This is a genomic window from Roseobacter fucihabitans (assembly GCF_014337925.2).
GTDB classification, from domain to species: domain Bacteria; phylum Pseudomonadota; class Alphaproteobacteria; order Rhodobacterales; family Rhodobacteraceae; genus Roseobacter; species Roseobacter fucihabitans.
This window is the reverse complement of sequence record NZ_CP143423.1, coordinates 1,254,092-1,266,808: the sequence shown is the minus strand read 5'-3', so window position 1 is coordinate 1,266,808 and position 12,717 is coordinate 1,254,092. Positions and strand designations below refer to the sequence as shown.

Below are 12,717 nucleotides of genomic sequence, written 5' to 3'. Positions count from 1 at the left end.
GGGTGAGTTTCCTTGACGTTGATCACAGCCTGACGGGGCGGCGCTGGGTGGGTCCGCCCATCGAGGTGACGCGCGCCGCGGAGGCCATTGCACAGCACGCCGGTCTGCCGGGTCCGGTGGCGCAGGCGCTGGCGCGGCGCGGCATCCCACCGCAGGAGGCGGAGGCCTTCCTCGCGCCGTCCCTTCGCGATCTGCTGCCCGACCCGCATGCGCTGCGGGATATGGAAAAAGCCGCCGCGCGCGTATTGGCGGGGCTGCGCGCGCGCGAGCGGATCGCGGTTTTTGCCGATTACGACGTGGATGGCGGCGCCTCTGCCGCGCTTTTGCTGGTCTGGCTGCGCGCGATGGGGCATGACGCAACGCTCTATATTCCCGATCGGATTGATGAAGGCTATGGCCCCAATGAAGACGCCATGGCGCAATTGGCGCGCACCCATGATCTGATCATCTGCGTGGATTGCGGGACGCTGTCGCATGGTCCGATTGCGGCGGCGGTGGATACGGATGTGCTGGTGCTGGACCACCACCTTGGCGCGGAAACCCTTCCAGGGGCGCTCGCCGTGGTGAACCCGAACCGGCAGGATGAAACCGGTGATCTGGCGCATCTTTGTGCTGCGGGCGTGGTGTTTTTATTGCTGGTCGAACTGGGCCGCCAGCTGCGCCGCGACGCGCAAAAAGGCCCCGACCTCATGGGCATGCTCGATCTGGTGGCCCTGGCCACGGTGGCGGATGTCGCCCCGCTCATTGGCGTGAACCGCGCCTTTGTGCGCCAGGGCTTGCGGATCATGGCGGAACGCGCGCGCCCTGGCCTCGCGGCACTGGCCGATATCGCGCGCATGGATACTGCTCCCACCTCTTATCACCTTGGGTTTCTGCTGGGTCCGCGCGTCAATGCGGGCGGGCGCATCGGGGCGGCGGATCTGGGCGCGCGCCTGCTGGCCACGCAGGACGTGCATGAAGCCGCAGCCCTCGCCGAACGTCTGGACAGGCTCAACACTGAACGGCGCGAGATCGAGGCCTCCGTGCGCGCCGCGGCCCTGGAACAGGCCGAAACCCGCGGCATGGAGGGCGCACTGGTCTGGGCCGCCGGTCCGGGCTGGCATCCCGGTGTCGTGGGCATCGTCGCCTCGCGCCTCAAGGAGGCCTCCGGGCGGCCCAGCATCGTGATCGGCTTTGAGGATGGCATCGGTAAGGGCTCGGGGCGGTCGATTTCCGGCATTGATCTGGGCCAACCGATCCAGCGTCTGGCAGCGGAAGGCCTCCTGCTCAAGGGCGGAGGTCACAAGATGGCCGCCGGTCTGACCGTGACCGGGGACAAGCTGGAAGCCGCCATGGCGCGTCTGAATGAATTGCTGGAAAAACAGGGCGCGCATCTGGCAGGGGCCGCCGATCTGAAGGTTGACGGGTTACTGATGCCCGCGAGCGCCACGCTTGAGTTGAGCGAGATGATTGAAAAGGTCGGTCCCTTCGGGGCCAGTGCCCCTGCCCCGCGCTTTGTCTTTGCCGATATGGCGATCACATTTGCCAAGCGGGTTGGGGAAAGCCACCTCAAACTCGGCTTTGGTGACGGGGTCGGTGCGAAACTGGACGCGATCTGTTTCGGGGCGTTTGACACCCCCTTGGGCGTGACCCTTGAGGGCCATGCCGGGCGGCGCTTTCACCTTGCGGGGCGGCTTGACATCAACACCTGGCGCGGACGTCAAAGCGTGCAATTGCGCCTGGAAGACGCGGCACCCAGCTAAAACCGGGGTGCGACAAAATTTATTGCCCGCGTCCCACATTTTTGCTTGCACGCGGCACGTGGATTGCCTAATCAACCGCTCACAGCCTAGTGGCCCGTTCGTCTATCGGTTAGGACGCCAGGTTTTCAACCTGGAAAGAGGGGTTCGATTCCCCTACGGGCTACCAGCTGTACCTAACCCTCACTCACAATTGAATTTCCTGACTTTCGCCCGGCAAATTGGGTGAAATGATCTATCGAATTATCTGCTAAATATGGTTCGGCGTGGTCAGCTAAGTGGCTGTATGACGTCTTTCACCCCACTGCGTTACAAAACAGATGCGACCGGTACGACCCAGTCAAAGCTGATCTCGAGTTACCATGAGAAGACCAAAGTGAACTCCCAGAATGACGTGAGTTGATCTTAGGTGAACGGATGTTTGGCGGTGCGTCGCTCAATCGACAAGCCTGCGCTCGGTTGACGATACGCAAAACAAGCGACAGCTGCCAAAGGCGCAGGGGATGGATCTGCGGGCAGTGCATGCGTTCACGCGGTTCTTGGAGCGCACGCCCCATGGCACCAGACCGGGAGAGCGGCGGGCGAGCCCTCTCGATATGCAGGAACCCGGCGTTGGCGCACAGCGGCGGAACCAGTCGCCGGCGGGCAAATCAGCCCTGCGTCGTCCTGCGACGCGCAAGACCCAGGCCCGCCAATGCTCCGATCAGCAGGAGTGATGAGGCCGGCAAGGGCACGGCGGGCACGGATGTGTCCACCACATCAAAGGTGACATTCCAGTCGCCGCTGATGCTTCCAAAACTTGCCAGAGGGGAATTCGCAGCGATCCCAAACCCAAACACCCAGGTCTGATCATCCCGCAATGCAGTAATGCCGTTCATGAAATTCGTGCTGGAATTGCCCGATCCCAGGTTGATGGTAAATCCAAGCTGCGGCGGGTTAGTCGGGATAATATCCGGGAAAAACACTGTTATTGCCGTGCTGGTCGTAACCTCTGAAGGTTGAAGCGCGGTGCCGTTAAATTGCCCACCCACATTTGAAAAGCTGACGACAATGTTCTCGAGCATGCGGTTTGGCCCGAGGACAGCGGTGAAGCTGTCGGACAGGTCCGACTGAGCGAGGCTGCCCGAGATCGAATAGGATTCGGGCGTCGAAAAATCACCGCTCGAGGTGATAAAAAGCGGCCCCGCGGCCAGATCCTGGTCTGTGTAGTCGGTAGTTTCTGTAATGATGGTTGCGGCATTGGCGGATCCAGCGAATACGGCCATCACGATTGCTGTATAAATTGATTTCATGAGTATACCCCTTACGCGTTATCCCTCCATAAATTTGCTTGATTTACCCGTCCAAAGCAAGGGCAATACCGCATCTGCGGCGCACCTTGTGATGCGGTATGAAAGGCGCGGCAATCGGGGTCTTTCAACGCTCATTTGCCGCGCACAGCAGCCATTTGGGCGCTGAGCGATAAATCTCCGATCACCCATAAACTCCCTCAGAAAACGCCGGGGATTATCAATCCTGAACATACAGGGATTTTCGCAGATACGTGAAACCGAACCGTTTCAGTGACACCGCGCGCGACTGCACAGCGGGACCGGCAATATCATTTGGGTTCTGTCGAATTCTGAAGCCGGGCAGATCTTTGGACACTTCTGGATAGCGCAGAATCCATGACGTTACCCTGCAACACGGGGATATCCCTTTTTTTATAGTCAGAAATTTGCCGGAACGACGGCATTCGCGCCTTTGGTGCTTAGGCTTTGGCCAAGCAGGGGGCAAAAACGCCAGCCACGCATTTCCACCATATTGATGACCCGACGTGCATTTTCCAAATTGTCTGGCCTTGAGGGCATCAGCGGGGTGGCCGAGACCACTGATCCGCTTGTGGCCAACCCCATTTTCCGCTTGACCCCCCGCGCAGCCCTGTCAAAACCCCGGCCATGGCTGTTGCATCCCTGAGCATTGATCTTGCCGCATTAAGCGAGAATTGGCGTCACCTGAATGCGCTTGCGCAGGGCAAAGCTGCTGCCGTTATCAAGGCCGACGCCTACGGATTGGGCCTTCCCCGCGTCGCAAAGGCGCTGGCAAAATCCGGTGCGCGGTCGTTCTTTGTCGCCGTCGCCGAGGAGGGGGCTGCGTTGCGCGCGGTTCTGGGCAAGGGGCCGCAGATCAGCGTCTTTTCCGGGCATATGTCGCAGGATACAGACCTGATCCGGGATGCAGGCCTCACCCCGATGCTCAATTCCATCGATCAGATGCTGCGCCATTTCGAGGCCCTGCCCGGCCATCCGTTTGGCATCCAGCTCGACACCGGCATGAACCGTCTGGGCATGGAGGCGGCGGAATGGGCGGCACTGCGCGATCTTGCCCTGGAGCATAAACCAACGCTGATCATGTCGCATCTGGCCTGCGCGGATACGCCCGATCACCCGATGAATGCCCAACAGTTGCAATGCTTTACCGATATGACACAAGGCGTCGACGCCCCCCTCTCGCTGGCCGCGACCGGGGGGATTTTACTCGGTTCCGAATACCATTTTGACCTCGTACGCCCCGGCATCGGGCTTTACGGTGGCCTGCCTTACGTCGACGCGCGCCCGGTTGTGTTGCTGGATATCCCCGTGATCCAGATCCGCGATGTCGCGGTGGGCGAAACGGTCGGATATTCCAACACCTGGACGGCCCGCAGCCCCTCGCGGATCGCCACAATCTCTGCCGGCTATGCCGATGGCATCCTGCGCGGGATGGGTGCCAACGCACATCTATATGCCAAAAGCTCCAGTGTCCCGGTGGTCGGGCGCATTTCCATGGATATGATCGGGGTCGATGTCACCGGGCTGGCGCAGGACCCCGAGCATCTTGAATTGATCGGCGCGCATCAATCGGTGGACACGGTCGCCGGATTTGCCGATACCATAGGCTATGAAATACTGACCTCACTGGGAGCGCGCTACAAGCGCGTCTATATTTGACTTATCCGCTAGCCCTCATTGGCCGCACCGTGATGGCCGTGCTCGCCGCGATTGGCCGCATCGCGCTGTTTGGCGTGGAGGCGGTCAGCCATATGCTGCGCCCGCCCTATTATCACCGTGAATTCCTCTCCGCGCTGCTCAACATTGGCTGGCTGTCGCTGCCGGTCATCGGGTTGACCACGGTGTTCACCGGCGGTGCGCTGGCCTTGCAAATCTATGCGGGCGGCGCGCGGTTCAATGCTGAATCCGTCGTGCCCCAGATCGTGGCCGTCGGCATGGTGCGCGAACTGGGGCCTGTGATGGTCGGGTTGATGATCGCAGCGCGCGTGACCTCCTCGATTGCCGCCGAAATCGCCACCATGAAGGTCACCGAGCAGATCGACGCTTTGGTAACCCTTTCGACGCATCCGATGAAATACCTCACCGCGCCGCGGGTTCTGGCTGCGGTGATCGTGGTGCCCCTGCTGGTCGGGATTGGCGATATTATCGGAGTTTTCGGGGGGTACGCGGTGGCGACAGGCACGCTGGGGTTCAATCCTGCGGGCTACGTCCGTAATACGGTGAACTTTCTTGAACCGATCGACATCATCTCCTCGCTGACCAAAGGTGCGGTCTTTGGCTTCGTCGCGGCCCTCATGGGCTGCTATCACGGCATGAATTCGGGCCGCGGTGCCATGGGTGTGGGGCGCGCGACCAAGACCGCCGTGGAGGCCGCAGCCGTGCTGATCCTGGCCGCGAACTTCGTGCTCACGGGGGTGTTTTTCTCGCTATGATCCGCATGGAAAACGTCAAGAAATCCTTCGGCTCGAACCACGTGTTGCGCGGGCTTGATCTGGATATCCAAAGCGGCACCTCCATGGTCATCATCGGCGGTTCCGGCACCGGTAAATCCATCGCGCTCAAATGCATCCTCGGGTTGATCAAACCGGACAGCGGCACCATCACCGTGGATGGCAAAGACGCCGCCACCGGGGACCGCGACGCCTTCCTCGCGCGTTTCGGGATGTTATTTCAGGGCGGCGCGCTATTTGACAGCCTGCCGGTCTGGCAGAATGTGGCCTTTCGCCTGCTGCGCGGCTCGCTCAAGCGCCCGCACGGCGAGGCCCGCGAGATCGCCATTGAAAAGCTGCGCCGTGTTGGCCTCAAACCGGATGTGGCGGATCGCTTCCCGGCGGAACTTTCGGGGGGCATGCAAAAACGCGTCGGTCTTGCCCGCGCCATTGCTGCCGAACCCGAGATCATCTTCTTTGACGAGCCGACCACCGGGCTTGATCCGATCATGTCCGGGGTGATCAACGAGCTGATCCGCGAGATCGTGGTGGAAATGGGTGCGACGGCCATGACCATCACCCATGACATGACCTCCGTGCGCGCGATTGCCGATAATATCGCCATGCTGCATGAGGGCGTGATCCAATGGACTGGCCCGGTCAGCCAGATGGACAGCAGCGGGAACCCCTATCTGGACCAGTTCATTCACGGCAAAGCCGAAGGCCCCATTGAGGCCGTGCGCTAGGTATTCCGGGGACAATTCTGCCCGGAAATACCCACTGTAGAAGGTGGCGCAACAATCTGCCCGCAAAGATTGAAACGTTCACCAATTTCTGAGTTTTATTCGAAATTTTGATTCATTTATGATAGGTTACTCCCAGGTTCGGCGGTTTGTTGCCGATGTTAAAGATTTTCAGGGAGTGTATTTCCATGGAACAATTTCGTCCCGCGTTGATGATGACGCGTTCTCTTTTCCAGGGTTTTGCCCTCGCGCTCATCGCGGTTGCAACTCTGGTGTCTGTGCTCTTTTCCGGGCTGGCGCTCGCGGGCGTTTTGCCTTGGCTCGAACTGCCTCTGGCGATCAATGGCGTAACGCTTGAAAACGGTGGTGCCTATGCGCAGGCGGCAATGACTTTGTTACTCCTGTCCCTGTGTTTCTTTTTGCCGACCAACCAGCGCGTCATGCGTCTGGAAGCGGCCCACCACAGCTTTTCGCTGCGCATGGAAGACATCGCACGCGCCTATGCCATCGTGCACAGCGATGACCGCAAGGGTCTGTTTCAGGCTCCGTCCGAATTTGATGCGGTGAAGGAACGCATCGTGCATCTGCGCGATCACCCCGATCTGGGCAGTCTTGAGCCCGATATCCTTGAGGTCGCCGCCCAGATGAGCCGCATCAGCCAGGACCTGGCGCAGAGCTTTTCGGATGAGCGCGTGGACCGCGCGCATGGGTTTTTGCTGCAACGCCAGCAGGAGATCGAAACCTTTCAGGAGCGGTTGGATCATGCAAAGGCGCTGCATACCGACATTCGCCAATGGGCCAACCGGCTGGACCTCGATGAGGCGGTTGCCAAATCGCAACTGGATCGCCTGATCGAAGACCTCGAAGAGATCCTGCCTGAAATCAAGTTTGCAGACTCTGAGACACCTGTGGCGAATGTTCAGGAAGACGATGTGATACGGCTGCCCAGATTGGCTGCGGAATAGCCACCACTCGCTGTCACAGCGTGCAGCCGGCGGGTGCTCCGGGAGCACGTTTCTGTTTGGCAGGACCCGCAAGTAACCCAGCTGTGGCGAATCGCGATTTATCAAAAACGGCTTCGGAGCGCCCGCGTTCCGGATTGCCCGGTCGGCTGTTTGGCGGCGTAAAGGCCGTTGCCACGCTTGTGCATAAAGCCCCAGCGCCCCTCGTGCACAGCACGAGAAATCGCGCCGGTGCCGCGCGCATTTTGCCTTTGACCCGACCGAGCGGCTAGGCCACAAGACGGTATGGCAAAATCCCCTTCCTTCTCCTGTTCGGCCTGTGGCAATGTCACCACCAAATGGGCCGGGCGTTGTGAAGCTTGCGCAGAATGGAACACCATTGTGCAGGACGCGGGCATCTCCAAGGGTCCGGCGAAATCGCTGGGGGGCAAACGTGGGTCGTCCATTGTCCTTACCGATCTGGCCACGCAGGAACCCCCGCCACCGCGCACACAATCGGGCATCGCCGAACTGGACCGGGTGCTGGGTGGGGGCTTGGTGCCGGCGTCGGCCATTCTGGTTGGGGGCGATCCCGGCATTGGCAAATCCACGCTCCTGCTCCAGGCCGCCGCGCAATTTGCACGCTCGGGGTTGAAAACCATCTATGTCTCCGGCGAAGAGGCCAGCGCGCAGGTGCGGATGCGCGCACAGCGTCTTGATCTGGCAGATGCGCCGGTGAAACTGGCCGCCGAGACCAACCTGCGCGATATTCTGACCACGCTGGAGGCGGAAAGGCCACAGCTGGCGATCATCGATTCGATCCAAACCATGTGGGCCGATAACGTCGAAAGCGCGCCGGGGTCGGTCAGCCAGGTACGCGCCGCTGCCCACGAACTGACCAGTTTTGCCAAGCGCAAAGGCGTTTCCGTGATCCTCGTGGGCCACGTGACCAAGGACGGGCAAATCGCGGGTCCGCGCGTGGTCGAACATATGGTCGACACGGTGCTTTATTTCGAGGGCGAGCGCGGGCATCGATTTCGCATCCTGCGCGCGGTCAAAAACCGCTTTGGCCCAGCCGATGAAATCGGTGTGTTCGAGATGACCGGCAAGGGGCTGGCCGAAGTCACCAACCCTTCCGCGCTGTTTCTATCCGAGCGCGGCGAACCCTCACCCGGCTCAGTGGTCTTTGCAGGCGTGGAAGGCACGCGCCCGGTGTTGGTCGAATTTCAGGCCCTTGTGGCCCCCTCGCCCCATTCACAGGCGCGCCGCACGGTGGTCGGCTGGGACGGCGGGCGTCTCGCGATGATCCTGGCGGTGCTGGAGGCGCGCTGCGGCATCCCCTTTGCCGGGCTTGACGTCTATCTCAATGTCGCCGGTGGGATGAAGGTCTCCGAACCCGCCGCCGATCTGGCGGTGGCTGCTGCGCTTTTGAGCGCGCGCGAAGACGCCGCTCTGCCCGCGGATACAGTCGTGTTTGGCGAAATCAGCCTCTCCGGTGCGCTGCGCCCAGCCACACAGACCGAAAACAGGTTGAAAGAAGCGCAAAAACTTGGTTTCACCAGCGCAATTGCTCCGAGCGGTGGCAAAGCCGTGGGAGTGAACGGTATTGCGCTGAACACGATGGCGGATCTGACCGGGTTTGTGGGCGAAATATTTGGCGCGGGATAAGCGCGAAGGAAAGGCATCGGAACTATGGAAGGTTTTACCATCATTGACGGCGTCGTGGCGCTGGTCCTCGTGGTTTCAGCCCTGCTGGCTTACGGGCGAGGGCTTGTGCGCGAGGTGATGGCGATTGTCGGCTGGGTCGCGGCCGCCGTCCTCGGCTTTCTGTTTGCGCCACAGGTCGAGCCGCTGGTGCGCGAAATCCCGGTCGTAGGGGAGTTTCTGGCCGACAGCTGTGAACTCTCCATCATCGGGGCCTTCGCGCTGGTTTTTGCCGTCGCCCTGATCGTGGTGTCGCTGTTTACGCCGCTGTTTGCCTCTGTTGTGCAACGCTCCGTCCTGGGTGGTATTGATCAGGGGTTTGGCTTTGTCTTCGGCGTGGCGCGCGGCGTCCTGCTCATCGCGATCGCGTTTTTTGTCTATGAAACCGTGATCACTGGTGAAACCTATACCGTGGTGGATGAAAGCCGCTCCGCCATCGTCTTTTCACAGCTCTCCGAGCGGATTCAGAATTCCGAACCCGAACAGGCTCTGGGCTGGATCACGGCGCAATACGAAGCCCTCGTTGGCAATTGTGGTAACTGATTGCACCGCCACGGGTTACGGTCTGAAAATATGGTTGGTTTAACGCGATTTTAAATCTGCACCCGGTAACCTGCGCGCAAGCGAAGAGGACCGAGGCACAAGTGACTGATCCAGAAACTGATTGTTTTGACCAAGTGGCAGCTTGTGTTTTTGTCGTTGAGCCGGATACTGAGGGCACTCCGCGATACACAATCTGGAACCGCACTGCTGAGCTGGAAAGCGGGCTGTCACGCGATATGGTGATTGGCAAAACCGCGCGCGATATTTACCCCCCTTCCCTTGCCGAGCCAGAGTACCAGCATCACATGGCCGCAATCCTGAGTGGTGAACCCAAAATTTATGAATTCAATATTTTGGATTCTGGCACCGCGACCTGGTGGCGCAGGACGCTGAAACCGCAACGAAATCTGCGGGGGCAAGTCACAGGTATCATCGGCACCAGTATTGACATATCCGCTGAGCATGAAGCGCGCAGGCTGCACCATAACCTCAGCTGTCTGAACAATGACGCAGAGCAATTTGTCGCACTTGCCGCGCATGATCTGCGTACGCCGATGCGGAATATCTCGATACTGGCCGATATGCTGCGCGATGATTTTGAAGACCATGGCGATGGCAAGCTGCAACTGATTGATCTTTTGGATGAAGTCGCCACCAAATCGGGCATCCTGCTCAGGGACGTGCTGACCCATGCCGATCAGACAAACACCGCGCCCGACATCGTCCCGTTTGATTTCGCCCCATTGTGCCAGATCATCCTGGATGTTCTCGACCCGCGGGCCGTTCATTTTGTAACATGGCCGGATGTGACGCTTTACGGTGATAAAACCGCAATTCAGATCGTATTGCGCAATCTGCTGGACAATTCCATGAAGCATGGCAGCAAGGATCGATTGTCCATTGTAATCGAAGCCCGTCAATCTGGCCCCGGCACCATCAGTATTGAGGTGCGCGACGACGGCTCCGGCTTTAAAAACATCGGGCAGGCTTTTGTCGAAAACGCCTCCCTAAGAGGCGATACAGGGTATGGTCTTCTCAGCATCAGACGGCTGCTCACGGCGCGTGGCGGCACCATTTCGGTCCTGGACAGTAGTGATAAAAACGGTTGCGCGATCGGCTTTACCCTCCCCGGAAAAGTCATGAGTACAAGCATAGAACCCCCAAAGCTTGCTCGCATTGCCCGAAAAACAGGATAGATTCTCGCCAAGCTTGTACAAACCGTCACCTCCACCTCATTAACATTGCGCATATCAGGATCGGTTCGTGACACCCACCGCGCGACACCCTACATAGGGTCTGTCATCCAAACCCGGATTCGGAGCTGCCCGTTGTCCAAGATCATGCCGCCCGCTCACCCCTTCGACACCTCCTATCTGCGTGATGGTGATGGTGACGATGAGGACAAACTGAAAGAGGAATGTGGCATTTTCGGCGTGATTGGCGTTGTCGATGCCGCCAATTTCGTCGCACTTGGCCTGCACGCGCTGCAACATCGTGGCCAGGAAGCCGGCGGCATCGTTTCGCATGACGCCGAACAGGGGTTTCAATCGGCCCGACGCTTTGGCTATGTGCGCGATAATTTTACCTCGCAAAAGATCATGGAAACCCTGCCCGGCCCGCTGGCCATCGGGCATGTGCGCTATTCCACCGCCGGTTCAAAGGGACAGACCGCGATCCGCGACGTGCAACCGTTCTTTGGTGAATTCGCCATGGGGGGTGCCGCGATTGCCCATAACGGCAATATCACCAACGCAAACGCGTTACGCCGGGAATTGATCGAACGCGGGTCAATATTTCAATCCTCCTCGGACAGCGAATGCATCATCCACCTGATGGCGCGCAGCCTGCAACGCACGATCCCCGAACGCATGGAAGACGCGCTGCGCCGGGTCGAGGGCGCATTTTCCGTCGTCGCGATGACCCGTACCAAATTGATTGGCGTGCGGGATCCGCTTGGGGTGCGGCCTTTGGTTCTGGGCCGTGTTGCAGATGGGTGGGCGCTGAGTTCGGAAACCTGCGCGCTCGACATCATCGGCGCAGAGTTCATACGTGAAATCAAACCGGGCGAAATGGTTGTAATCACCGAGAAGGGCGTGGAATCGCACTTCCCCTTCCGCCCCCAAAAACCGCGATTTTGTATTTTTGAACATGTCTATTTCAGCCGGCCCGACAGTATTCTGGGCGGTCGGTCTGTTTATGAAACCCGCGAAGCCATTGGGCGTGAATTGGCCAAGGAAGCGCCAGTGGACGCCGATCTGGTCTGCCCCGTTCCTGATTCGGGTACGCCTGCGGCAATTGGATTCTCGCTGGAATCTGGTATTCCCTATGCAATGGGGATCATCCGCAACCAATACATGGGCCGCACATTCATCGAGCCCACCGAACAAATCCGCAACATGGGTGTGCGCCTGAAACTGAACGTGAACCGGGCGTTGATAAAGGGCAAGCGCGTGATCCTGGTGGATGATTCGGTTGTGCGTGGTACCACATCGCGCAAGATCAAGGAGATGATCCTGGATGCCGGAGCCGCCGAGGTGCATTTCCGCATTGCCTCGCCGCCCACGGCATGGCCCTGTTTTTATGGGGTGGACACGCCGCAACGTGAAAAGCTGCTCGCCGCGACGATGTCCGAAGAGGAAATGCGCGAACATCTGCAAGTGGACAGTTTGCGCTTCATTTCTCTGGACGGTCTGTACCGTGCGGTTGGCGAAGCAAAAGGGCGCAACGCCAAGCAACCCCAATATTGCGATGCCTGTTTTTCTGGCGAATACCCGGTCAAACCCTCCGACCAGATCGAAAGCGGGTTCGAAATGAAGGCCGCGGAGTAATCGACTGCTGACAAAAAATGTCAGGGAGTTGGAGCACTATAGCCACATGAAACCGTTGCCCGATGACCTCTGCGAAACCATCAAGCCCTGGCCTGTTGAGGCCAAAGCCCGATTTGGAAAAATTCGACGAATAGTTTTCGACGTCGCTGCGCGCCATGATGTTGGACCTTTGCAGGAAACTCTGAAATGGGGGCAGCCTTCCTGGTTGCCGAAAAAACCAAGGGTCGGGTCCACGTTGCGATGCCATTGGAGCCCCGCCCGGATGGACCGACTTAGTCTTTATGTGAATTGCCGGACCAACCTGCTTGAAACCCTGCGCACGATCTACCCAACCCAATTTGACTACGAAGTTGCACGCGCCTTGCATATTGACCTGAAAAACCCCATGCCGATGGATGCCATCGAACATTGCGCCCTCCTTACGCTCAAATATCATCGCGCGACCGCTTGACGCGCCCATCAATCGCGCCCATCACATGT

At 59.2% G+C, this 12,717-nt stretch carries 11 protein-coding genes and 1 tRNA gene; 11 read left to right on the top strand and 1 reads right to left on the bottom strand.

The genetic code is table 11. The annotated features are described in order from the left end of the window. Window positions 1-2 precede the first annotated feature (2 nt). Together recJ and ROLI_RS06370 are read left to right on the top strand one after the other, a co-directional pair. The gene (gene recJ / locus ROLI_RS06375) at window positions 3-1,742 is read left to right on the top strand and encodes a single-stranded-DNA-specific exonuclease RecJ (protein WP_187428622.1); all 1,740 of its coding nucleotides are present in this window, start codon (window positions 3-5) and stop codon (window positions 1,740-1,742) included. Between the two features lie 91 nt (window positions 1,743-1,833). Continuing rightward, window positions 1,834-1,908, top strand: a tRNA-Glu gene (locus ROLI_RS06370). A 481-nt stretch (window positions 1,909-2,389) separates the two neighbouring features. On the opposite strand, the gene ROLI_RS06365 is transcribed toward ROLI_RS06370, so the two are convergent. After that, window positions 2,390-3,031: a VPLPA-CTERM sorting domain-containing protein gene (locus tag ROLI_RS06365; protein WP_187428623.1), complete on the bottom strand. Its 642-nt coding sequence runs from the start codon at window positions 3,029-3,031 to the stop codon at window positions 2,390-2,392. Between the two features lie 645 nt (window positions 3,032-3,676). On the opposite strand from ROLI_RS06365, the gene alr reads away from it, so the two are divergent. From alr to ROLI_RS06320, 9 genes are all read left to right on the top strand, one after another. Then, window positions 3,677-4,708 (top strand): alanine racemase, encoded by a 1,032-nt coding sequence (gene alr / locus ROLI_RS06360; RefSeq protein WP_187428625.1) that lies wholly within the window; start codon window positions 3,677-3,679, stop codon window positions 4,706-4,708. 32 nt (window positions 4,709-4,740) lie between these two features. Next, window positions 4,741-5,481 (top strand): ABC transporter permease, encoded by a 741-nt coding sequence (locus tag ROLI_RS06355; RefSeq protein WP_187428626.1) that lies wholly within the window; start codon window positions 4,741-4,743, stop codon window positions 5,479-5,481. Continuing rightward, the gene (locus tag ROLI_RS06350) at window positions 5,478-6,224 is read left to right on the top strand and encodes an ABC transporter ATP-binding protein (RefSeq protein WP_187428627.1); all 747 of its coding nucleotides are present in this window, start codon (window positions 5,478-5,480) and stop codon (window positions 6,222-6,224) included. Before ROLI_RS06355 ends, ROLI_RS06350 begins: the two co-directional genes overlap by 4 nt. A gap of 185 nt (window positions 6,225-6,409) precedes the next feature. Further along, window positions 6,410-7,186 carry a DNA repair protein gene (locus ROLI_RS06345; protein WP_187428628.1) on the top strand — a complete coding sequence of 259 codons (777 nt, stop codon included), beginning with the start codon at window positions 6,410-6,412 and terminating at the stop codon, window positions 7,184-7,186. 282 nt (window positions 7,187-7,468) lie between these two features. Further along, on the top strand, window positions 7,469-8,830 hold the full coding sequence (gene radA, locus ROLI_RS06340; protein WP_187428629.1) for a DNA repair protein RadA: 1,362 nt from the start codon (window positions 7,469-7,471) through the stop codon (window positions 8,828-8,830). A gap of 24 nt (window positions 8,831-8,854) precedes the next feature. Then, window positions 8,855-9,409, top strand: coding sequence for a CvpA family protein (locus tag ROLI_RS06335; protein WP_187428630.1), 555 nt, complete (start codon window positions 8,855-8,857; stop codon window positions 9,407-9,409). 101 nt (window positions 9,410-9,510) lie between these two features. After that, window positions 9,511-10,605: an ATP-binding protein gene (locus ROLI_RS06330; protein ID WP_187428631.1), complete on the top strand. Its 1,095-nt coding sequence runs from the start codon at window positions 9,511-9,513 to the stop codon at window positions 10,603-10,605. Window positions 10,606-10,749: 144 nt separating this feature from the next. After that, window positions 10,750-12,237 carry an amidophosphoribosyltransferase gene (gene purF / locus ROLI_RS06325; protein ID WP_187428759.1) on the top strand — a complete coding sequence of 496 codons (1,488 nt, stop codon included), beginning with the start codon at window positions 10,750-10,752 and terminating at the stop codon, window positions 12,235-12,237. A 262-nt stretch (window positions 12,238-12,499) separates the two neighbouring features. Beyond that, complete coding sequence (locus ROLI_RS06320; RefSeq protein ID WP_187428632.1) at window positions 12,500-12,688, top strand: hypothetical protein; 189 nt, start codon at window positions 12,500-12,502, stop codon at window positions 12,686-12,688. Window positions 12,689-12,717 lie beyond the last annotated feature (29 nt).

Coding starts and splice junctions, on each gene's coding strand:
- ROLI_RS06365 (WP_187428623.1), bottom strand. CDS start 3,031: ATGAAATCAATTTATACAGCAATCGTGATGGCCGTATTCGCTGGATCC.
- alr (WP_187428625.1), top strand. CDS start 3,677: ATGGCTGTTGCATCCCTGAGCATTGATCTTGCCGCATTAAGCGAGAAT.
- ROLI_RS06355 (WP_187428626.1), top strand. CDS start 4,741: ATGGCCGTGCTCGCCGCGATTGGCCGCATCGCGCTGTTTGGCGTGGAG.
- ROLI_RS06350 (WP_187428627.1), top strand. CDS start 5,478: ATGATCCGCATGGAAAACGTCAAGAAATCCTTCGGCTCGAACCACGTG.
- ROLI_RS06345 (WP_187428628.1), top strand. CDS start 6,410: ATGGAACAATTTCGTCCCGCGTTGATGATGACGCGTTCTCTTTTCCAG.
- radA (WP_187428629.1), top strand. CDS start 7,469: ATGGCAAAATCCCCTTCCTTCTCCTGTTCGGCCTGTGGCAATGTCACC.
- ROLI_RS06335 (WP_187428630.1), top strand. CDS start 8,855: ATGGAAGGTTTTACCATCATTGACGGCGTCGTGGCGCTGGTCCTCGTG.
- purF (WP_187428759.1), top strand. CDS start 10,750: ATGCCGCCCGCTCACCCCTTCGACACCTCCTATCTGCGTGATGGTGAT.
- ROLI_RS06320 (WP_187428632.1), top strand. CDS start 12,500: ATGGACCGACTTAGTCTTTATGTGAATTGCCGGACCAACCTGCTTGAA.